Source organism: Amycolatopsis sp. La24 (assembly GCF_029087445.1).
Taxonomy (GTDB): Bacteria; Actinomycetota; Actinomycetes; order Mycobacteriales; family Pseudonocardiaceae; genus Amycolatopsis; species Amycolatopsis nivea.
In genome coordinates this window covers 1-20,581 of the sequence record NZ_JARACH010000040.1, presented here as the reverse complement: position 1 = coordinate 20,581, position 20,581 = coordinate 1, and the positions used below count along the sequence as shown (strand labels likewise).

The 20,581-nt window shown below is 70.0% G+C and carries 21 protein-coding genes; 10 read left to right on the top strand and 11 right to left on the bottom strand.

The genetic code is table 11. The features are described from left to right. Nucleotides 1-24: 24 nt before the first annotated feature. Nucleotides 25-1,650 (top strand): acyl-CoA synthetase, encoded by a 1,626-nt coding sequence (locus tag PUT80_RS30380; protein WP_037817483.1) that lies wholly within the window; start codon nucleotides 25-27, stop codon nucleotides 1,648-1,650. A gap of 6 nt (nucleotides 1,651-1,656) precedes the next feature. Here the strand turns inward: PUT80_RS30380 and PUT80_RS30375 are convergent, their stop codons facing one another. Continuing rightward, a complete protein-coding gene (locus PUT80_RS30375; protein WP_275294242.1) occupies nucleotides 1,657-2,346 on the bottom strand; it encodes an ATP-binding cassette domain-containing protein in 690 nt (229 codons plus the stop codon). Further along, complete coding sequence (locus PUT80_RS30370) at nucleotides 2,343-3,281, bottom strand: hypothetical protein (RefSeq protein WP_134730521.1); 939 nt, start codon at nucleotides 3,279-3,281, stop codon at nucleotides 2,343-2,345. The genes PUT80_RS30375 and PUT80_RS30370 overlap by 4 nt, the downstream gene beginning before the upstream one ends. A gap of 393 nt (nucleotides 3,282-3,674) precedes the next feature. On the opposite strand from PUT80_RS30370, the gene PUT80_RS30365 reads away from it, so the two are divergent. From PUT80_RS30365 to PUT80_RS30350, 4 genes are read left to right on the top strand one after another with little or no spacing between them, the layout of a single operon-like run. Next, entirely contained in the window at nucleotides 3,675-4,430 is a 756-nt protein-coding gene (locus PUT80_RS30365; protein ID WP_134730523.1) for an SDR family oxidoreductase, read from the top strand. A 13-nt stretch (nucleotides 4,431-4,443) separates the two neighbouring features. Then, nucleotides 4,444-5,100, top strand: coding sequence for a histidine phosphatase family protein (locus PUT80_RS30360; RefSeq protein ID WP_134730525.1), 657 nt, complete (start codon nucleotides 4,444-4,446; stop codon nucleotides 5,098-5,100). Nucleotides 5,101-5,109: 9 nt separating this feature from the next. Then, nucleotides 5,110-6,030: an SMP-30/gluconolactonase/LRE family protein gene (locus PUT80_RS30355; RefSeq protein ID WP_275294241.1), complete on the top strand. Its 921-nt coding sequence runs from the start codon at nucleotides 5,110-5,112 to the stop codon at nucleotides 6,028-6,030. 49 nt (nucleotides 6,031-6,079) lie between these two features. Next, a complete protein-coding gene (locus PUT80_RS30350) occupies nucleotides 6,080-6,901 on the top strand; it encodes a MerR family transcriptional regulator (RefSeq protein WP_275294240.1) in 822 nt (273 codons plus the stop codon). Here PUT80_RS30350 and PUT80_RS30345 read toward each other — a convergent pair whose 3' ends face one another. Further along, the gene (locus PUT80_RS30345) at nucleotides 6,902-7,729 is read right to left on the bottom strand and encodes an enoyl-CoA hydratase family protein (protein ID WP_275294239.1); all 828 of its coding nucleotides are present in this window, start codon (nucleotides 7,727-7,729) and stop codon (nucleotides 6,902-6,904) included. Next, entirely contained in the window at nucleotides 7,726-8,430 is a 705-nt protein-coding gene (locus PUT80_RS30340) for an SDR family oxidoreductase (RefSeq protein WP_275294238.1), read from the bottom strand. The genes PUT80_RS30345 and PUT80_RS30340 overlap by 4 nt, the downstream gene beginning before the upstream one ends. A gap of 88 nt (nucleotides 8,431-8,518) precedes the next feature. Here PUT80_RS30340 and PUT80_RS30335 point away from each other — a divergent pair, with 88 nt between their 5' ends. The 4 genes from PUT80_RS30335 (at nucleotide 8,519) to PUT80_RS30320 (ending at nucleotide 12,509) form a co-directional block, all read left to right on the top strand. Beyond that, nucleotides 8,519-9,292 (top strand): PaaX family transcriptional regulator C-terminal domain-containing protein, encoded by a 774-nt coding sequence (locus PUT80_RS30335; RefSeq protein WP_051173119.1) that lies wholly within the window; start codon nucleotides 8,519-8,521, stop codon nucleotides 9,290-9,292. An 8-nt stretch (nucleotides 9,293-9,300) separates the two neighbouring features. Next, the gene (locus tag PUT80_RS30330; protein WP_037817470.1) at nucleotides 9,301-10,092 is read left to right on the top strand and encodes a tryptophan 2,3-dioxygenase family protein; all 792 of its coding nucleotides are present in this window, start codon (nucleotides 9,301-9,303) and stop codon (nucleotides 10,090-10,092) included. Then, complete coding sequence (locus PUT80_RS30325; protein WP_275294237.1) at nucleotides 10,089-11,288, top strand: kynureninase; 1,200 nt, start codon at nucleotides 10,089-10,091, stop codon at nucleotides 11,286-11,288. Before PUT80_RS30330 ends, PUT80_RS30325 begins: the two co-directional genes overlap by 4 nt. 147 nt (nucleotides 11,289-11,435) lie before the next feature. Further along, on the top strand, nucleotides 11,436-12,509 hold the full coding sequence (locus PUT80_RS30320) for a Glu/Leu/Phe/Val dehydrogenase dimerization domain-containing protein (RefSeq protein ID WP_275294236.1): 1,074 nt from the start codon (nucleotides 11,436-11,438) through the stop codon (nucleotides 12,507-12,509). A gap of 615 nt (nucleotides 12,510-13,124) precedes the next feature. Here PUT80_RS30320 and PUT80_RS30315 read toward each other — a convergent pair. The 3 genes from PUT80_RS30315 to PUT80_RS30305 all read right to left on the bottom strand — a co-directional run bounded on the left by PUT80_RS30315 (nucleotide 13,125) and on the right by PUT80_RS30305 (nucleotide 14,758). Next, nucleotides 13,125-13,310, bottom strand: coding sequence for a DUF5302 domain-containing protein (locus PUT80_RS30315; protein ID WP_037820589.1), 186 nt, complete (start codon nucleotides 13,308-13,310; stop codon nucleotides 13,125-13,127). A 71-nt stretch (nucleotides 13,311-13,381) separates the two neighbouring features. Beyond that, complete coding sequence (locus PUT80_RS30310) at nucleotides 13,382-13,798, bottom strand: hypothetical protein (RefSeq protein WP_275294235.1); 417 nt, start codon at nucleotides 13,796-13,798, stop codon at nucleotides 13,382-13,384. 93 nt (nucleotides 13,799-13,891) lie between these two features. After that, the gene (locus tag PUT80_RS30305) at nucleotides 13,892-14,758 is read right to left on the bottom strand and encodes an alpha/beta hydrolase (RefSeq protein ID WP_134730536.1); all 867 of its coding nucleotides are present in this window, start codon (nucleotides 14,756-14,758) and stop codon (nucleotides 13,892-13,894) included. 69 nt (nucleotides 14,759-14,827) lie between these two features. Here PUT80_RS30305 and PUT80_RS30300 point away from each other — a divergent pair, with 69 nt between their 5' ends. Next, the gene (locus tag PUT80_RS30300; protein ID WP_037820595.1) at nucleotides 14,828-15,538 is read left to right on the top strand and encodes a TetR/AcrR family transcriptional regulator C-terminal domain-containing protein; all 711 of its coding nucleotides are present in this window, start codon (nucleotides 14,828-14,830) and stop codon (nucleotides 15,536-15,538) included. Nucleotides 15,539-15,742: 204 nt separating this feature from the next. Here PUT80_RS30300 and PUT80_RS30295 read toward each other — a convergent pair whose 3' ends face one another. The 4 genes from PUT80_RS30295 to PUT80_RS30280 form a co-directional block, all read right to left on the bottom strand. Further along, nucleotides 15,743-16,372 carry a TetR/AcrR family transcriptional regulator gene (locus PUT80_RS30295; RefSeq protein ID WP_037715077.1) on the bottom strand — a complete coding sequence of 210 codons (630 nt, stop codon included), beginning with the start codon at nucleotides 16,370-16,372 and terminating at the stop codon, nucleotides 15,743-15,745. Between the two features lie 106 nt (nucleotides 16,373-16,478). Beyond that, on the bottom strand, nucleotides 16,479-18,173 hold the full coding sequence (locus PUT80_RS30290; protein WP_134662496.1) for an NAD(P)/FAD-dependent oxidoreductase: 1,695 nt from the start codon (nucleotides 18,171-18,173) through the stop codon (nucleotides 16,479-16,481). Then, a complete protein-coding gene (locus PUT80_RS30285) occupies nucleotides 18,170-18,946 on the bottom strand; it encodes a carbon-nitrogen hydrolase family protein (RefSeq protein WP_275294234.1) in 777 nt (258 codons plus the stop codon). The genes PUT80_RS30290 and PUT80_RS30285 overlap by 4 nt, the downstream gene beginning before the upstream one ends. After that, nucleotides 18,943-20,328 carry an amino acid permease gene (locus PUT80_RS30280; protein ID WP_037820601.1) on the bottom strand — a complete coding sequence of 462 codons (1,386 nt, stop codon included), beginning with the start codon at nucleotides 20,326-20,328 and terminating at the stop codon, nucleotides 18,943-18,945. Before PUT80_RS30280 ends, PUT80_RS30285 begins: the two co-directional genes overlap by 4 nt. Nucleotides 20,329-20,581 lie beyond the last annotated feature (253 nt).

Below are 20,581 nucleotides of genomic sequence, written 5' to 3'. Positions count from 1 at the left end.
CGCCGCAGCAATGGAGGTGCCCGGATGAGTGTGGCCGAGCTGGCCGGCCAGGTGGCAGGCAAGCTGACCGAGACCGTGCGCAGCGTCGAGGTGATGCGCCGCGCCGGCCTGGTGCCGTTTCCCCGGCTCGACGAGGGCCTGCGCTCCCTCGTCGCGATCCGCAAGTACGGCCCGTTCGCCGGCGCGAACCACATCGCCGCGCGGCGCGATTCGACGGCCGTCGGGATCGTCGACGACCTCGGCCCGCTCACCTTCAAGCAGCTCGACGACCAGTCCAACGCGCTCGCCCGCGCCTGGTCGCAGCGCGGGCTCGGCCCCGGTTCGGTGATCGCCGCGCTGTGCCGCGACCACCGCGGGCTCGTGCTCACGATGGCCGCCTCGGGCAAGCTCGGCGCGCGGCTGCTGCTGATGAACACCGGGTTCGCCAAACCGCAGTTCGCCGACGTCGCCCAGCGCGAGGGCGTCACCGCGCTCGTCTACGACCAGGAGTTCACCGGCCTGCTCGACGCGATCGACGAGAACGTCGACCGGTACCTGGCCTGGGTGGACGAACCGGGCGGGCACGAGATCCCGGTGCTCGCCGAGATCGTCGCCAGCACCGACGACCGCCCGCTGCCCGCGCCCGTCAAACCCGGCGGTTTCGTGCTGCTCACCAGCGGCACCACCGGCACCCCGAAGGGCGCGCCGCGACCGCACACGTCCGCGCTGGCGTCGGCGCAGTTCCTGGACCGCATCCCGCTGCGCTCCGGCGAAGCGACCTTCATGGGCGCGCCGCTGTTCCACGGCACCGGGCTGTCGCAGTTCATCCTCAGCTTCGCGCTCGGCTGCACGGTGGTGATGCGCCGGAAGTTCGACCCGGAGGCCACGCTGAAGGGCGTCGCCACGCACCGGTGCACCGCGCTCGTTCTGGTGCCGACGATGCTGCAGCGGATCGTCGACCTGCCGAAGGAGGTCCGCGACCGGTACGACACGTCGTGCCTGCGGATCATCTTCGTCGCCGGGTCCGCGCTGTCGCCGGATCTCGGCAACCGGGCGAACGAGGAATTCGGCGACGTCGTGCACAACCTGTACGGCTCCACGGAAGTCGCGGTGGCGACGGTCGCGACGCCGGAGGACTGGAAACGCGCACCGGGCACGGTTGGCCGCGCACCGGTCGGCTGTCGCGTCGCGCTGTACGACGAACATGGCGCCAAGATCACTGAGCCGCACGTGACCGGGCGGGTGTTCGTCGGCAGCGGGCTCAGCTTCGGCGGCTACACCGACGGCCGCAACAAGGAAATCATCGACGGCCTGCTCTCCAGCGGCGATGTCGGCCACTTCGACGAGGACGGTCTGCTGTTCATCGACGGCCGCGATGACGAGATGATCGTCTCCGGCGGCGAAAACGTGTTCCCGATCGAGGTGGAGAACCTCTTGGTGGAGCGCGAAGACGTCCTCGAGGCGGCAGTGATCGGCGTGGAGGACCCGGACTTCGGCGAACGGCTCAAGGCGTTCGTGGTGCGGACCGAGGGCTCGACGCTCGACGAGGACGGCGTGCGCGAGTACGTGAAGGCGAACCTGGCGCGCTACAAGGTGCCTCGGGACGTGGAGTTCCTGGACGAATTGCCGCGCAACGCGACCGGGAAGGTGTTGCGGACCAAGCTGAGCTGAGCGCGGTCAGGGGAAGAAGCCCTGCACGTAGGGATCGGCGAGGGAGCGGACTTCGGCGGGGGTCCCGGCGGCGACGGTTCGCCCGTCGCGCAGGAACACCATCGCGTCGGCGACTCCGGTCTCCAGCAGCAGGGGGCCGTCGTGGGTGATGGTGAGGACGGCGGCGCCGGTGTCGGCGTACGCGCGCAGGCTGGCCCACACGTCGTACGCGGTGCCGCGGTCGAGGGACGCGCTAGGTTCGTCCACAACGAGCAGGTCCGGTTCGGACAGCAAGGCCGCCGCGAGCGCGGCCCGCTGAATCTGCCCGCTGGAAAGCTGGTGGGGAAAGAGCTCCAGCGTCTCCATGGGACAGACCGCTGCCTTGCAGGCGTCCTCGACGCTCCGTCCGTGATGGAGCTGCTGACGCTCGTCCAGCTGCGCGCCGACGGTTCGCTCCGCAGCGAACGCCGTGACCCCGGACTGCGGCACCAGGCCGACGGTGCCGGTGATCCGCACGGCCCCCGAGCTGCGCGCCACCGAAGGAAGCGAACCCGTCAACGCCGCCGCGACGATGGATTTGCCGCATCCGGATTCGCCGAGCAACGCGGTGATCCGTCCCGCTGGCACCGCGAAACACACCGAGTCCAGAACCGTCTCGCGCCACCGTCCGGTGTCGACCACGACGGTCAGCTCGCGCACCTCGGCTACCGGAGTCACGAACCCCAGCCGATGCCGAAGATCCCCGGCCCGAAATCCAGCGCGATCGCGTGCACGCCGTTGCCGCTGTCGAGCCGCAGCCGGCGCCGGGCCGGTGCTTCGTCGGTGGCGTTCGCGTACTGCCAGCACCGGGCGGGCACTGCGGTCGGGTCGAAGCGGATCTCCAGCAGGTACTCGCGGACCGGGCGGCGGAATTCCCGGTAGTGCGTCGCCCGGCATTGCGGGTACGGCGGCCCGGAGTTGCGCAGGGTGTACTCGATGAGGTGCGTTTCGCCGCGTTCCAGCGCGCGGTCGAAGAGCAGTTCGGCCACCAGGATGCCGTGGTCGTCGTCCACTTCGGCGCGGCCGACGCGGCAGTTGCGCACCGGCTGCAAGTCGGGCACCGCCGTCGCGTCGCCCTGTGCGTACACCAGCAGCCAGCGGTCCTGACCGTCCGCACCGGACTGGAACACCGCGCGCGAGGTGACCGAGAGCTGGCCGCCGTCGGCCGCGATGTCGCAGCGGTCGTGCAGGCCGATCAGCTTCAGCTGGTGCTGCTGGTCCAGCGCGTCGGGCGCGCCGACGCGTTCCAGCAGCGGCTGCAGGATTTCGCGGGTGAAGGTGACCGGTTCCTCGCCCGCCCGGTCGCGTCTGCTCGCGCCGCGCGGGCGGGGCGGCGGCAGCAAACCGAGCAGCGCGCCGTCGGGGACGTCGAGGATTTCCTCCAGCACCCGCACCGCCGAAAGCGATCCGGCCCGCTCCGGCTGGCGTTTGCCCGACTGCCAGTAGCTGAGCGCGGTGACGCTGACCGTCGCGCCCCGCGCGCGCAGCCGTGCCTGGATCCGGTCCAGGGAAAGCCCGCTGGCTCCGATCGCGGCGCGCAGCGCGCTCGCGAACGCGGTCCGGCCACCTCCGTCGGTGTCCGGACCGGCGTGGTCCGCCTGCCGCTGCGTCATGTCCCGCCGCCCGCCCCCGCTGGTAACCGACCGTGCCGAGCCCGACACAGGCACGGTAGCAGCCGTCCGACCAGGTTGTACCGCCGTGCCATTCGGACGAACGGGCTAGTACTGGCAACTGGGAACCATTGCCGTGACCTGCGCGGTCGCGCTTCCATGGCCAGGACGGAACGCGCCGCCCCCGGCGCGTCCGGAGCCTCGGCCCCGGCAGCGCGGACCGCGCCCCGCGCCCGGCCGGCGGCCGCGCCCGGAACCGGTGGCCCGGCATGCCCCCAGAGGCCGGGCCACCGGTCATCCGCCGCGGCGAGCGCGAAACTCCTTCGGTTTTCTCCCGGGCCTTCGACGGGATCACACGGACCGCCAGGTGCGGTTACCAGCGGGTAGGCTCCGGGCATGGTCTTGCGGCAGAACATCCTGATCACCGGAGCCAGCTCCGGTCTCGGCGAGGGAATGGCCCGGCAGTTCGCCGCTCGCGGCCGCAATCTCGCGCTGTGCGCCCGGCGCACCGAACGGCTCGACGACTTGGCCGCGGAACTGCGTGCCGCATACCCCGGGATCACCGTCGCCACGCGCGCGCTCGACGTCACCGACCACGACCGCGTCTTCCAGGTATTCGAGGAATTCCGGGCGGAACTCGGCAGGCTCGACCGCGTGATCGTCAACGCCGGGCTCGGCAAGGGACAGCCGGTCGGCGCGGGACGGTTCGACGCCAACCGGCAGACCCTCGAGACCAATCTCGTCGGCGCGGTGGCCCAGATCGAGGCGGCGGCGGGCATCTTCCGCGAACAGCGCGACGGGCACCTCGCGGTGATCTCGTCGTTCATGGCGCTGCGCGGTTTTCCCCGGAATCTCACCGCGTACTCCGCGTCCAAGGCGGGGATCTCCGCGTTCGCCGAGGGTGCGCGGCTGGAGCTGAGCAGCCACGGCATCACGGTCACCGACGTGCGGCCCGGCTACATCAGTTCGGAGATGACCGCTCGCTCGACCAAACGCAACCCGCTTATGGTGTCCGCCGAAGCCGGTGCGCACGCGCTGGTCAAGGCGATCGAAGCGGAACCGAAGCGCGCGTACGTGCCTTCGTGGCCCTGGGTGCCGCTGAGCCTCGCGGTACGCTTGGCTCCTGGCCGGTTGCTGCGGATGTTTTCCTGACGGGACGGGATAAATGGGTGCGATTTACCTGATCCGGCACGGCCAGGCGTCGTTCGGCGCGGCGGATTACGACGCGTTGTCGCCGCTGGGGTTCGAACAGTCCACATTGGTCGGCGCGGAGCTGAAACGGCGCGGGGTCGAGTTCACGCAGGTGCGCTCGGGAACGCTGGCCCGCCAGCGGGACACCGCGGCGACGGCGTTGAAGGCCCTCGGCTGCGACGTGCCGGCGATCGAGGACGAACGCTGGAACGAATACGACCACGTCGACATCGCCGCGCACCACGCGGGCGGTGCGCCGCAAGAGGATCCGCGCGAGTACCAGCGGTTGCTGGACGCCGCGCTGACCGCGTGGGTCGACTCCGGCGACAGCGGCCCGTGCACGGAAAGCTGGCCTGCTTTCCTCGGCCGCTGCACGGCGGCGCTGGCCGAGCTGGCCGGTTCGCTGGGCAAGGGCGAGAACGGGCTCGTGTTCACCTCGGGCGGAGTGCTGGGCGCGGTCGCCGGGTCGTTGCTGGGCACGCCGGGGCCCGGGCTGCTGAAGCTGAACCGTGTCACCGTGAACACCGGCATCACGAAATTGACGTCCGGCCGCGGCGGCGTGAACCTGTTGTCCTTCAACGAGCATCCGCACCTCGAAGGCGAGAACGCGCGGCTGCTCACCTACCGGTAGGAGGCCGGCGTGCAGTTCGGTGAGGTCACCATCGTGCCGGTGAACGGGCACGGTCCGGAAGACGTGGTCGTGGACGCCGAGGGCCGGGTCTACACCGGTGTCGACGACGGCCGGATCCTGCGCGTTTCGCCGGACGGACGGCGGATCGACCTGCTCGGCGACACCGGCGGCCGCCCGCTCGGGCTGGAGCTGTACGGCGACGACGAGCTGCTGATCTGCGACGCCCGCGCCGGTTTGCTGACCATGCCGCTGGCTGGAGGCGACACCACGACCCTCGCGACGTCCGGGGCCGGGCTGGACTTCGTGTTCTGCAACAACGCCGCGGTCGCCGCCGACGGAACGGTCTACTTCACGGATTCCTCGCGCCGCTTCGGCATCGACAACTGGCGCGACGACCTCATCGAACAGACCGCGGGCGGACGCCTGCTGCGCCGCACGCCGGACGGGCACATCGACCTGCTCGGCGACGGTCTCCAGTTCGCGAACGGCGTCGCGCTGCCGCCGGACGAGTCCTATGTGGCGGTCGCCGAAACCGGCGCGTGCCGGGTCAGCCGGGTCTGGCTGACCGGACCGCGCGCGGGCGACCGCGACGTCCTGATCGACGACCTGCCTGGCTTCCCGGACAACATCGCGACCGGTTCGGACGGGCTGATCTGGATCACCGAGGCCAGCCCGCGCCTCCGCGCCCTCGACGTCGTGCGCCGCCTGCCCACGGCGGTCCGGACCGCGGTGCGCGCGTTGCCGGATTCCCTGCAGCCCGCCCCGAAACGCCAGGTGGGCGCCGTCGCCGTCACCCCGGCGGGCGCGGTGGTGCGGGAATTGCGCGGCGAGATCCCGGGATTCCACCTGCTGGTGGGCATCCGCGAGTATCACGGCCGGCTGTGGTTCGGGTCTTTGGAAGAGAACGCGATCGCCTACACGGATCTCTGAAAGGCTTCTTGACTCTCACACCGTGTCAGGCGGTCAACTCGAAGGCGTCATGTTCAGTATCGGAGACTTCGCCCGGCACGGCCGCGTTTCGGTCCGCATGTTGCGGCACTACGACGCGACCGGGCTGCTGCGCCCGGCTCAGGTCGACCCCGTCACCGGTTACCGCTACTACGCCGCTGCCCAGCTGGCGCGCCTCAACCGTGTCATCGCGCTCAAGGATCTCGGCTTCACTCTCCAGCAGGTGCAGGAGATCCTCGACGAGAAGGTCACCACCGAGCAGCTGGGCACCATGCTGCGACTGCGGCGGGCCGACCTGGAAGCGGCGATGGCAGCCGCGGCGGCTCGGCTGGTCCGGGTCGAGGCGAGGCTCCGAGCGATCGAAAGCGAGGGGCACATGCCCGAGAACGACGTCGTCGTCAAGAACGTCCCCGCGGTGCGGGTCGCGGAGCTGACCGCGATCGCCGCGAGTTTCGAGCCGGAGGACATCGGTCCCGTCATCGGACCGCTCTACGACGAGCTTTTCCGGCGAATGGAGGCGGCGGGCATCGCCTGCACCGGCCCCGGGGTGGCCTATTACGAGGACGTCCCGGAGGGCGACGGCAAGGTCGTCGTCCACGCCGCCGTCGAGGTTTCCGCCCCGCTGCGGGACGGCGACGTCCGGGTCCTCGACCTGCCGCCGCTGGAGCACGCGGCGACCATCGTGCACCGCGGTTCCATGGAGACGATCGATCCGGCGGCCCAGGCCCTGGCCCGCTGGATCGACGCGAACGGCTACCAGTCGACCGGCTATCCGCGCGAGGTCAACCTGGAGTGCCCGGAAAACCGCGACGACTGGGTGACGGAACTCCAGGTCTCGGTGACCCGGGCCTGATCAGCGTCCGGTCCACTGTGGACTGCGACCCGCGGACCAGGCGGCGTAGAACTCCTTGTGGTCCTTGGCGGTCATCAGCAACGCCTGCGTGATGGCTTCCAGTTCGATCGAGCTGCCGAGGTCGCTGTCGAGTTCGCGGGTCAGCAGCACCTTCGTGGTCGAGTACGCCAGTGCCGGACCGTCCGCGAGGCGGCGCGCCAGCGCGGCGGCCTCGCCGGCCAGTTCGTCGTCTGGCACGACCCGGTTCGCCAGTCCGATCGCCTCGGCGCGCGCGGCGGGGAGTTTGTCGCCCAGCATCAGCAGTTCCGTCGCGCGGCCGAGGCCGACCAGGCGCGGCAGCAGATACGCCGAACCCATGTCCGCGCCCGCCAATCCGACCTTCGTGAACAGGAACGCGAACTTCGCCGATTCGGCCAGCAGCCGGAGATCGCTCGCCAGCGCGAGGACCGAACCGGCGCCCGCCGCGACGCCGTTGATCGCCGCGATGATCGGGATCGGCGTCTCGCGCATGGCTTTCACCACCGCGCCGGTCATCCGGGTGAATTCGAGCAGTTCCGCGGTGTCCATTTTCTGGAGTTCGCCGATGATTTCCTCGACGTCGCCGCCCGAGCAGAACCCGCGGCCCTTCCCGGTGAGCACGAGCACCCGCACGTCGCCGCGGTGCGGCAGCTCGGCGACGAGGTCGCGCAGGTCGGCGTAGACGTCGAAGGTGAGCGCGTTGAGCTTCTCCGGCCGGTCGAAGGTCACCGTCGCGACCCCGTCGTCCACCGTGAACTCGAAGTGCTCCCACGATTTCGTGAGCGGGACACTGGCGCGGAACGGGCTCATTTCTGGATTCCTCCACCGTCGAGTACGAGGGTCTGTCCGTTGATCGCGGCCGCCGCCGGGGCGGCGAAAAACTCCACGGCGTACGCGATTTCGCCGGGTTCGAGCAGCCGTCCGAGCGGGGACGCGGCAGCGAGCGCGGCTTCCGCGTCGGCCTCGTCGCGGCCGGTGCGCTCGCGGATCCGGGCGACCGAGGTCGCGGTCATGTCGGTGCGCACGAACGACGGGCACACCGCGTTCGACGTGACGCCCGTGCCGGCCACTTCCGCCGCCACCGCGCGCATCAGGCCGACCGCCGCGTGCTTCGACGCGGTGTAGCCCGAGGTGTAGCGCGCCCCGGCCAGACCTGCGGTCGACGCGACCGTGACGATCCGCCCGAAGTCGCGTTCGCGCATTCCCGACAGCACCTCGCGCGTGCACAGGAACGCACCGGTCGCGTTCACCTCGAACTGGCCGCGCCAGTCGTCGAGGCCGGTCTTCGCCAGCGGCGCGCTCGAGGACACCCCCGCGTTGTTGACCAGCACGTCAACCGGTCCGAGTTGGGCGAAGTACGCGCGTACGGCGGCCTCGTCGGTGACGTCGCATTCGGCACGGCCAGGGGAGTGCACGGTCGCACCGGCGCCGCGGAAGCGCTCGGCGACGGCCGCGCCGATGCCGCGGGTGCCGCCGGTGACCACGACGACTCGGTCGGAAAAACTGCTCACTCCCGAAAGCTACACTGCAGCGGGCTGAGGTGTATAGAGTTGGCTCGTGCCCGACACCGAACCCGCCCGCACGCCCCAGGAGCTCGTGATGACGCTGCTGGGCAGCTACGTGCGCCCGCGCGAGAGCAGGCGCGTGTGGTCCGGCGGGCTCGTCGCGCTGCTGCACGAGCTGGGGTTCTCCGACGGCGCGGCCCGCATCGCGCTGACCCGGCTGGTGCGCCGCGGCCTGCTGTCGCGGCACCGCGAGGGCAGGCTGGTGCACTACTCGCTGACCGCGCGCACGGTCGCCCTGCTCGACGACGGCGACCGGCGGATCTTCGGCCTCGGCCGCCGCGACGAACCGGCCGGGACCTGGACCGTGCTGTGGCAGAACATCCCGGAAACCCGGCGCAAATCCCGCGAACGGCTGGTGCGGCGGCTGCGCTTCCTCGGCTTCGGCCCGGTCCAGGACGGCACCTGGCTCGCCCCGCACGACCGCGAGGCCGAGGTGCTCGCCCTGCTCACCGAACTCGAGGTCGCCGAACACGCCGGTCTGATGCTCGGCACGCCGTCCGCCGCGCTGGACGTGCGCCGGCTCGCCGGACGGGCCTGGGACCTCGACGGACTGTCCGCCCGCTACGCCGCGTTCGTCGCGGAATTCGGCGACTGCCCGCGCGAGCTCGGCGATCCGGAAGCGTTCGCCGTGCGCACCCGCCTGGTGCACACCTATCGCGAATTCCCTTCACTGGACCCGGAACTGCCTGCCGAGCTGATCCCCGCGCCGGAGACCAGGGCCGCGGCGGTCAAGCTGTTCCACGACCTGTACTCGGCGCTCGCGCCACCCGCCCAGCGCCACTTCGACCGAACCCTGTCCACGAGATGAGGAACCCGATGACCGGAACCGACGACACCCAGGCCGCACTCAGTTACACGTCCTATCTGGCCCTCGACGAGGTGCTCGGCGCCCAGCGCCCGCGCTCGGACGAACACGACGAACTGCTGTTCATCGTGATCCACCAGGTCTACGAACTGTGGTTCAAGCAGATCCTGCACGAGGCCGAGTTCCTGCAGGAAAGCCTGGAAGCGGGCAAGACCGCGCATTCGATCCGCACGCTGCGCCGCATCCTGACCGTGCTGAAGGTGGTGGTCGCGCAGATCGACGTGCTGGAGACCATGACGCCCAGCCAGTTCACCAGCTTCCGCGCCCGCCTCGACGCTTCGAGCGGTTTCCAGTCCGGCCAGTTCCGCGAACTGGAGGCGGTGCTCGGCCGCCGCGACGAGCGCGTCTTCGCGCACTACCCGGACGGCGGCGAGCAGCGCACCCGGATCGCCGACGCGATGCGCCGCCCGTCGGTGTTCGACTCGTTCCTGACGTATCTGTCCGGAAAGGGCTATCCGGTCGCCACCGACCGCGACGTGACCCGTCCGCTGGAGCCGTCGCCGGAACTGCAGGAAGTGCTGCTGAAGGTCTACCAGGACGACGGCGGCCCGTCGGTGCTCGCCGAGGCGCTGGTCGACCTCGACGAGGGCCTGCAGGAATGGCGCTACCGGCACGTGAAGATGGTCGAACGCACGATCGGCGACAAGACCGGCACCGGCGGTTCGTCCGGCGCGGCCTACCTGCGCACCACGCTGTTCAACCCGATGTTCCCGGACCTGTGGGCCGTCCGGAGCCGGTTGTGACCACGGTGGAGTCCTTGCGCGCCAAGGAAAACGCACTCGCCCCGCACTATTCGCGGTTCCGCGTCGCCGACCGGCTGCTGCTGTCCGCGCATTCGCACCAGGCCTGGCCGGACGTCGCCGAGGAGGGGCTGCGCGAAGCGTTCGCCGACGCCGCGGAGGAGGTGGACGAGAAGTGGGGCCGGGCGTTCGCGAAGGCCGGCGAGCTGCGGAACGGATTCCGGCAGTGGCTGTCCGATCCGCACGGCGACTACGCGCTCGGCCAGAACACGCACGAACTCGTGCTGCGGTTCCTGTCCGCGATCGAGCTGCGGAAGCGGCCGCGGTTGGTGACCACGGACGGGGAATTCCACACCCTGCGCCGCCAGCTCACCCGGTTGGCCGAGGAGGGCGTCGAGGTCGTCCGCGTGCCCGCCGCGCCGGTCGCGACGCTGGCCGAACGGCTCGCCGAGCAGGTCGACGACCGCACTGCCGCGGTGCTCACGTCGGCGGTGCTGTTCGAGACGTCGTGGATCGTGCCGGGCCTCGCGCATCTGGCTGACACGTGCCGGAGCCGCTCGGTCGAGCTGGTCGTGGACGCCTACCACGCGGTCGGCGCGGTCCCGTTCTCGTTGCACGACCTCGGCCTCACCAACGCGTGGGTGCTCGGCGGCGGCTACAAGTACCTGCAGCTCGGCGAGGGCAACTGCTTCCTGCGCCTGCCCGCGCACGCACAGGAGCTGCGCCCGGTCATTACCGGCTGGTACGCGGAATTCGGCGCCCTCGCCGACGAACGCCGGCCGGACGAAGTCGCGTACGCACCCGGCGGCGACCGGTTCGCCGGAGCGACTTACGACCCGTCGAGCCACTACCGCGGCGTACGAGTGCAGCAATTCTTCGCCGAGCAAGGACTCACCGCCGAGTTCCTGCGCGAGGTTTCGCAGCACCAGGTCGGCCTGCTGGCCAGCTGCTTCGACAGCCTCGGCCTTCCGGACGACGTCGTCACCCGCGACCGCGAGACCCCGCTCGACGGCATCGGCGGCTTCCTCTCGCTGCGCAGCCCGGTCGCCGGGCAGCTGTGCGAACGCCTTTCCGCGCGCGGCGTGCGGACCGACAGCCGGGGCCATTACCTCCGGTTCGGACCCGCGCCGTACCTGTCGGATGAACAGCTCGAGACCGCGATTTCCACGCTTCGGGAAGCTGTCGCGGATCTGGGGTGAAGCTCCCGGGATGCGGGTGGTGGCCCGGAGAACGGCGAAGTAAGTTGACGGTGTGCACCGCGGGACGGGCAACCCCCGTCTCCCGGTGCGCACCGTTCACACATTTGCGCGGCCACGAGCCGCGTGGGAGACAAAGGAGTCACCACCGTGACCGAAGGCGTGTTCGGCCGCCACACTGGCCATGAACAAGTCGTGTTCTGCCACGACGAGGCCAGCGGGCTGAAAGCCATCATCGGCATCTACTCCACCGCTCTGGGCCCGGCCCTCGGCGGCACCCGGTTCTACCCTTACGCCACTGAGGACGCCGCTCTCGACGACGTTCTCGCGCTCTCCAAGGGAATGGCGTACAAGAACGCACTCGCCGGCCTCGACCTCGGCGGCGGCAAGGCCGTCATCATCGGCGACCCGAACACGCTGAAGTCCGAAGCGCTCCTGCGCGCGTACGGCCGCTTCGTGGAATCGCTCGGCGGCCGCTACATCACCGCCTGCGACATGGGCACGTACGTCCGCGACATGGACGTGGTCGCCCGCGAAACCCGGCACGTCACCGGACGTTCCCCTGAGGACGGCGGGGCAGGCGACTCCTCGGTGCTCACTGCTTTCGGCGTGTACCAGGGAATGCGCGCATCCGCGGACCAGGTGTGGGGCGTGCCCGAACTGACCGGCCGCCGCGTCGGCGTCGCGGGTGTCGGCAAGGTCGGCCACATCCTCGTCGGCCATCTCGTCGAGGCCGGCGCGCACGTGGTGATCACCGACGTCGCACCCAACGCGGTGGAACGCACCCGCGCGGCGTACCCCGGGGTCGAGGTGGTGTCCGATGTGGACGCCATGATCGGGACCGAACTGGACGTCTTCGCCCCCTGCGCGATGGGCGGCGTGCTCACCGACGAGACAGTCGCCGCCCTGCGCACGCAAATCGTGTGCGGCGCGGCGAACAACCAGCTCGCGCACCCCGGCGTCGACAAGCTCCTGGACGACCGCGGCATCCTCTTCGCCCCCGACTACCTGGTGAACGCGGGCGGCGTCATCCAGGTGGACGACGAACGCCACGGCTTCGACTTCGCCCGCGCCCAGCGCAAAACGGCGGCCATCTTCGACACGACGAAAGCGGTGTACGACCTGGCGAAGGACGACGGCGTACCCCCTGCGGCCGCTGCCGACCGCCTGGCCGAACGCCGGATGACCGACGTCGGCCGCCTGCGCTCGATCCTCACGGTGTAGCTCCGCCGAGTACGTGAGGGGAACCCCCACGGAACCAGATTCCTTCAGGGTTCCCCTCACGACCCACCACCGGTCGTGCCGGTCGTGAGGGGCCCCTTCACGGACTTGGATTCCCTCAAGGAGCCCTTCACGGCCCGCCACCCGCGCTCGCTCGCCCGGGATGCGCCCGCCCGCCTCGCGCTCGCCCGCCTGTGCTCGCTCGCCCCCGCACGCCCGGGATGCGCGCGCTCGCCGGAATGCGCTCGCCCTGTGCCAGCCCGACCTGAGTTCGCTCGCCCCGCGCTCGCCGGAGTGCGTTCGCCCGCCCCGCGCTAGCCCGATCTGAGCTCACCAGGATGCGCCCCAATGCGGCATTGGGTGCATCGCACGCACCGAACGCCACATTGGGTGCATCTGACGCACCCAATGCCACATTGGGGGCGCTAGCCCCACCCACCCAACCGCAGCCAGTGCACCCGACGAGCGAGGCACCCACACCACTCCCGCACCCCGATACGAAGCCAAAACACGGGCGGAGGGTGCTTGTCAAGGCATCTTTCCCGCCTTGACAAGCACCCTCCGCCCGTAGTCACACTCAAGCTTCGGGGTGCCCCACGCCACCCTCAGGAACGGTGATCAGCCGCTCTTCCGCCGAAACGTCCGCTTGTTCGCCGCGGGTCCGTGCGCGTGCTGGCTCTGCTGCCCCGCGTTCTCGTGCGCGGCCCCGTCCCGCGCCTTGGCCTGCTTCCGTTCCAGCGCCTCGCGGAACTTCCGCTTGACGTCGCCCTCCCCGTCGCTGGGTGCCGGTTGCGCTTCACTCATGGCTGACCTCCGAAGGTGACGACGTGATACCCCGTCAGCCTGGCACCCTTCCCGCACCTTGGCGAGCCATTTCAGAGTGACGCCACCCGGCGGTGGCTCGATTCGACCGCCTTCCGCGGCACCGGCACGACAGCTTCCGCGACCACCGGAGGATCCCGCCGGACCAGCCGCCATCCAGCACCGGCAGCGAGCCCGAACCCGGCCGCACCAGCCAAGATCGCCGCGACCCAGCCAGTCGCCGCGGTGAAAACCAGCGCGCCGGCCTGGCTGTAGACGAAGCCGGAAAGCACCGCCCAGCCCACTATCGCCGCCCCGCCCGCCGCGAGGGGAGTCGTGATCACTGCCACTGCACCGACCGCGAGCGCGACGGCCGCCACGGCATAACCGGGATGCGCGGGCGCGAGCTTCGCCGCGATCGCAGCTGCCACCACCGCCACGCAACCGAGCGGGAAACCGAATCCGCCAGCCAGCCGTCCGTCAGTACGCATGCCCCATGGCACCTCGCGCGGGCGCGTACGGGTGGGCGCGCGGACAGGTTCCGTACGCTCCGGCGCGAGGTATTGACGGCTTCTTGACCCCGGTCAGGCGCGGGCGGCCGCGCGGACGATCGCCGCCACGATCTCCGGCCACAGCGGCTCCGGCAGGTCGTGCCCCATGCCCGGGACGATGACTAGCTCCGCGTCCGGGATCGCCGCCGCGGTCGCCTTCCCGCCGCTGACGTCGATCATCACGTCGGAGTCGCCGTGCAGCACGACGGTCGGCACCCGGACGTCGTGCAGTCGTTCAGTGCGATCGCCCGACGCGACCACGGCGGCGGCCTGCCGCTGCATCCCGACCGGATGCCGTCCCCGGTCGTAGTTCCGGGTTGCCTTGCGCCGCAGGTATTCCTCGGTGGCCGGATAGCCCGGCGACCCGGTCACCCGGTAGTTCGCGACGCTCAGCTCGATCTGCTCCTCGCGCGTTTCCGGCGCCGGCTTGGTGAGCGTTTCCAGCGCGGCGGGCGAGACCTGGCCGACCGACGGGTCGCCGGTCGTCGACATGATCGAGGTCAGGCTCAGCAGCCGGTCCGGGTGGTCGATCGCCAGCTGCTGCGCGACCATTCCGCCCATCGAGGCGCCGACGACGTGCGCCTTCGCGAAACCGAGCGCGTCGAACAGCCCGACGACGTCGTCCGCGAGGTCCGAGAGCAGGTACGGCGCCGGGGCCGTGCCCGCCATGATCCCGGCGAGGTCCGGCGCGCCGAGTTCGTCGAACCAGGTGGACAGGCCCGCGTCGCGGTTGTCGAAGCGCACCACGTGGAAGCCGCGGCTCGCGAGCAGCTCGCAGAAACCCTCCTCCCAGGTGATCATCTGGGCACCGAGTCCCATCACCAGCACGATCGGCGGCGCGGCCGGGTCGCCGAACGTGTCGTACTCGAGTTCGAGGCCGTTGGCCTGTGCGCGTGGCATGCCCCGATCATGCCGCAGCGTGGAACCGCGTGTGGCCGAGCCGGGCGGTCGCCGGTTACGGTGCACGCCATGCCGACTTCGCGTGCCGGACAGCGCGCCCGGTCCCGTTCCGCCGCCGGGCTGCCCGCGGTCACCGCGAAGAAGGTGATCGACGCGGCGGTGAAGCTCACTGTCGAACGCGGCCTGGAGAACTGGACGCTGCGGCAGCTGGCCGCCGCGATCGGGGCGTACCCGGCGGTCGTCTACCACCACGTCGGGGACCGCGACGCGGTCGTGTGCGCGGTGCTCGACCGGGTGGTCGGCCAGCTGCGGCTGCCCGACGAGAAGCTGGACTGGCAGGAGTGGTTCGTCGAACTGCTGACCGGTCTGCGCGAGGTGCTGCGCAAGCACCCGGGCACGGCGCGCCGGATGGCGTCGTTCGGCCCGTCGGTCGCCGCGGCCACGCCCACGGTGGACCGCGGCGTCCGGATGCTGCTGGACGCGGGCTTCGGCGACGAGAGCGCGCTCGCCTACACGATGCTCACCACCACCGCGTGCCAGTACGTCGCGCTGGAGGACGACCGGGACTGCAGCCTCGGCCTGCGCCTGGACAACACCGAGGAGTACGCCTCCTACCACGACCGCGAGGACCTGCCCGGGATGGCCGCGCACGGCCGCGCGATGCGGGAGCTGCTCGCCGACCCCGCGGCCGCCGCCGGTTACCATCCGCAGCTGTTCGACTTCGCGATCCGCAGCTGCCTGGACGGGCTCACGTGCCGATTGGCCCGGTTGCGCGGCTGAAATTCGCGAAATTGCCCGGCCGGGGCGTCCGCGCTGGGCCGTCCGCGTGGTCGTGGTGAAAAGTCGGGCTGTCGCCGCGCCGACCGACACCGATTCGACGCCTTCCCGGCGTAGCGTGGACAGCTACCGGGGGCCTCGCCTCCGGAAGGGGCCCCCGGCACTTTCCTCCCCCCTCGTGGTGCCGGGGGTTCTCCTTCCGGTACGTCAGTGCTGGGGCGGGTGCTGGATCGCGGGGAAGACCTGGCCGACCACGGTCACGAGCGACATGGTCAGCAGCGTGTGCACCTGGCGCCGGTCCAGCGAGCGGTGCACGAGCCATTCGCGGCCCGCCGCCTTCACCATGCCGGCGAACGCGCGCACCGCCGCGTTCAGTTCCTCGCCGTGCGCGCTGTCGCGGGACAGCCCGACCGCTTCCAGGACACGGTCGGCGGACGCGCGGTCCGCCTCGGCGACGATCCGGTCCACCTCCGGGTCGCGGCCGATGCCCTCCGGCGCGATCGCGGCGAGCCACAGCTTCTCCTGCCCGCGCACCATGTCGAGCAGCCAGTCGATGGCGGCGTCCGCGCGTACTTCCAGCGGGCCGTCCGGCAGAATCTGCACCGCAATCCGTGGCACGGTAAGCGCGCGCCGAACGATTTCGAGGTACAACTCCCTTTTCGTTCCGAAATAATGATTGATCAGTCCGCGGGCCACGCCTGCCTCGGCCGCGATGTCCGAAGTGGACACTTCCGAATACGGTCGTTCGCCGAACAGCCGCGCCGCACAGGCGTAGATCTGCTCTTTGCGTTCGTCCGGTTCGAGTCGCCGCCACTTCGGCGCCGGATCGGTGCTCATGGCATCAGTTTGGCATGATCGGTTCAGTAAGGCGGAACAGCCGGGCGGAATGTCGCGGCGGAAACACGTTCGGCTGCTACCGCGCGGTATGGGTTGACGGCTTTGCTCAGTCCGGGAGTTCGATCGGCGCGAGGTCCGCGAAACGGTCGCCGGGGCCGGGATTCGCCGGATCGCTCGTGCCGCCGAAGTGCCGCTGCACGCCCCATACCGCGTTGAGCGCGGTCTGCACCGCGCCCTCGGCCCAGCCCGCCGTCCACGAGATGTCGTCGCCCGCAAGGAACAAACCGCGATAGCGCTCGGGCAGTGAATCCTGCACGAAATGCGTGAAAAGCCGGTGCTGGTACCGGTAATGCCCGGGCAGGTTCGCCTTGAACGCGCCCATGAAATGCGGTTCGGCCTCCCACGACACGGTCACCGGGTCGCCCACGATGTGCCGCCGCACGTCGACGCCGGGGTAGATCTCGCGCAGCGACTGCAGCATCACCTCGACGCGGTCGGACACGCTGAGCGGCAGCCACTTCAGCGAATCGTCGGCCCACGTGTAGGACAGGCAGATCACCGCGGGCCGGTCCGGGTCGTCGCCGAGAAGGTAGGTGCCGCGCGGCATCCGGTCGGTCAGCGTCATGCTCATCGTGTCGCGGCCGGTGACCGGGTCGCGGTCGAGCCAGAACGGGCGGTCGACCGGCACGAACACCTTGGAGGAGGCCATGTAGTGGGTGCGCTCGATGGCCGTCCAGTGGTCGATCGGGAACAGCGCCTCGTCGCATTCGATCTTCGACAGCAGCATCCAGCTCTGCGCGGTGAACACCGCGGCGCCGAACGTGCGGATATGGCCGGAGGCGTCGGTGACGGTGATGTTGTTCGGCGCGGTGCGGTGCAGTCGCGTGACCCCCGGCCGCGGCGCGCCGTTTTCGTGCAGGGAAGCCAGATTCGTCCCGGACGGCCAGTGCGCGAGCTTCTCCGGGACGTGCTCCCACAGCCGTTTCGGAAGCTGTCCGCTGCCGCCGACGATGCTGCGGTGCTCGTCGTCCGCGCCGGTATAGACGACCCGGAGGATTTCCAGAATCGAGTTCGGGAAGTCGGTGTCCCAGCCGCCGGTGCCGAATCCGACCTGGCCGAAGATCTCTCGATGTTGGAACGAGGAAAACGCCGGGGAATCGCACAGGAATCCGTAGAAGGTCTGGTTGTCGAGCCGGGGCACCAGCTCGTTCCAGATCTTTTTCACCGTCGCGACGTCGCGATTGCGGATCGCGGTCTGCATCTCGGCGAACGAGGCGTGTTCATCGAGCGTGCGCTGCCACGCGCGCGCCACTTCGCCGTACACGTCAGGCAGATCTTCGGGCGTGCGCGCGTAATGGCTGCGGCCCTTGAGATCGACCACCGTGCTCGGCGTGGCGGGCGAAAGCGGGTTCGGGAACGGGGTGGTTTCCAGCCCGGCCTTGGCGATGTAGTGGAACAGCGACGTCGACGACGGCGGGAACCGCATCGCGCCCATCTCGGCGACCACGTCGTCGGGCAGCCCGGGGAAGCGGTGCGTGCGCAGCCGCCCGCCGATGCCGTCGATCTCGTACACGACCGGCCGCAGCCCGAGCTTCATCAGCTCGTAGGCGGCCACGATGCCGGAAAGGCCGCCGCCGATCACCGCGACCTCGGTTCCGTGCGCCTGCTCCGGCACACTGCCGAGCCCGGCCGGATGCGCGAGGTAGTCGTCGTAGGCGAACGGGAAATCGGGGCCGAACATGGTGATCGGCCGGCCGGCGGGTTCCTCGGCGTGGATCGCGGCGGGAACTGCGGAGGTCATGCCCGGGGTCCTTCGGTGAGAGAGCGGTACAGCGACGGCCGTCGGTCGGCCAGGTACGGGGTTTCGGCTCGCGCCTGGGCGAGCACAGCGGGGTCGAGTTCGGCGAACAGGAGCTCTTCGTCCGGCCCAGCCTTCGCGACGACTTCGTCCGGCGACGCGACTGTCGAGCGTCCGCAGTAGGTGAGTTCGCCTTCGGCGTCGCAGCGGTTCGCGTACACGACGTACAGCTGGCTTTCGTGCGCACGAACCGGAATAAGCAGGTCGGCGATGCGCTCGTACGGCCGCATCAACGCGGTGGGTACGAGCAGCAGTTCGGTACCCGCGAGCGCGTGCGCGCGGACCAGCTCGGGGAACTCGACGTCGTAACAGATCAGCAGACCGGCGCGGAGACCGTTGAAGTCGGCCTGCACCACCGGTTCGTTGCCGGGCGAGAACTGGTCGCGGTCGAGGTCGCCGAACAGATGAGTCTTGCGGTAGTTCGCGAGCCGTTCCCCTTGCGCGGACAGCAATTGCGCCGAGTTGTACACCGCGTCGCCGTCGCGCTCGGGATAGCCGTAGACCACCGCGATCCGGTGCTTGGCGGCCAACGCGCCCAATTCGGCCGCCCGCGGTCCATCGGCCGGTTCAGCCAGCTCCGCGACGGCTTTCGCGCCGATGTTGTAACCGGTCGTGCCCATCTCGGCAGTCACGATCAGCTCGGCGCCGCGCTCCGCCGCGGCGGCCATCGCCTCGGGCAGCCGGTCGAACGGTCCTTGGTGGACGGCGATGATCATCGGACGCCTTCCGCGAGCCGCGAGCGACGGATGCTGTAGCCGAAGTAGATGACGAGCCCGACCAGCATCCACGCGCCGAACACGACCCAGGTCGCCCCGTCGAGGCTGAACATCATGTACGCGCAGCAGGCCATCCCGATGATCGGCGTGACCGGCGAGAACGGGACCCGGAAGGTGCGCTGCGCTTCGGGACGGCGTTTGCGCAGGATCAGCACGGCGACATTGACCAGCCCGAACGCGAACAGCGTCCCGATGCTGGTGGCGTCGGCGAGCTTGCCGAGCGGGATGAACGCGGCGAGCAGCGCGACGAACCCGGACACCACGAAGGTGTTGGTGCGCGGCACGCCGGTTTTCTCGTGCACGGTGGAGAGCGACTTCGGCACGAGCCCGTCGCGCGACATGGCGAAAAGAATCCGCGTCTGTCCGTACAGGACGGTCAGCACGACGCTGGAGGTCGCCACGATCGCGCCGATCGCGAGCAGGATCGCCCAGAGCGGGTTGCCCGAGATCGTGGCGAGCACGTGCGACAGCGCGGCCTGCTTGTCGCCGAACTGCTGCCAGGGCATCGCACCGATCGCCGCGACCGCGACGAGGCAGTAGAGAACGGTCACGATGCCGAGCGACAGGAGAATCGCGCGCGGCAGGTCACGCTGCGGGTTGCGCGCCTCCTCGCCGGCCGTGGAGGCGGCGTCGAACCCGATGTAGGAGAAGAACAACTTCGCTCCGCCCGCGCTCACCCCGGCCATCCCGAGCGGCACGAACGGCGTGAAGTTCTGCGCCCGGATCGCGGTGAACGCGATGGCGCAGAACAGGATCAGCGTGCCGATCTTGACTACGACCATGATCGCGTTGGCCCGCGCGCTTTCCTTCGCGCCGGCCAGCAACAGCACCATCGCCAGCAGCACCACGACGATCGCCGGAATGTTGACCAGCCCGCCGTCGCCCGGAGGCCCGCTGAGGGCTTCCGGCAACGTGACGCCGAAGGCCAGGTGCAGCAGTTCGTTGACGTACTGCCCCCACCCGACCGCGACTGACGCGACGGAGACGCCGTACTCCAGCACCAAACACCAGCCGCAGACCCAGGCGACCAGCTCGCCGAGCGTCGCGTACGCGTAGGAGTAAGAGGAGCCGGAGAGCGGGATCATGCCCGCCAGTTCGGCGTAGGAAAGCGCGGAGAACAACGCGGTGATCCCGGCCAGCACGAACGAAACCACGACCGCGGGCCCGGCCACCGGAACCGCCTCGCCGAGCACGACGAAGATCCCGCTGCCCAGAGTGGCCCCGATGCTGAGCATGGTGAGCTGACTGAGCCCGAGCGTCCGCTTGAGCGGCCCGTGATCCGCCTCGGCCACCAAATCGGTGACCGGTTTGCGGCGCAGCATGGCCGTGCCGAGCCTCCCGCGCGCAGAAGTGGGACTGGTGCTCACCGGGCGGCTCCTAGCGATTGATTGTGACGCCACTGTCGACTTCGAGCCACGGTATCGATCGAAAATTGCCCCGAGAACCGAGATGTGTTGTGGATTGCTGGCGGTGACAGGTGATTCATTGCGCTCTCGGGGTCGGTTTCTGCGGGAGTTGCTGCTGGGGGTGGGCGGGGTTGCGGGCCGTTGATGACTGTAAGTGATCGGGGTGCGG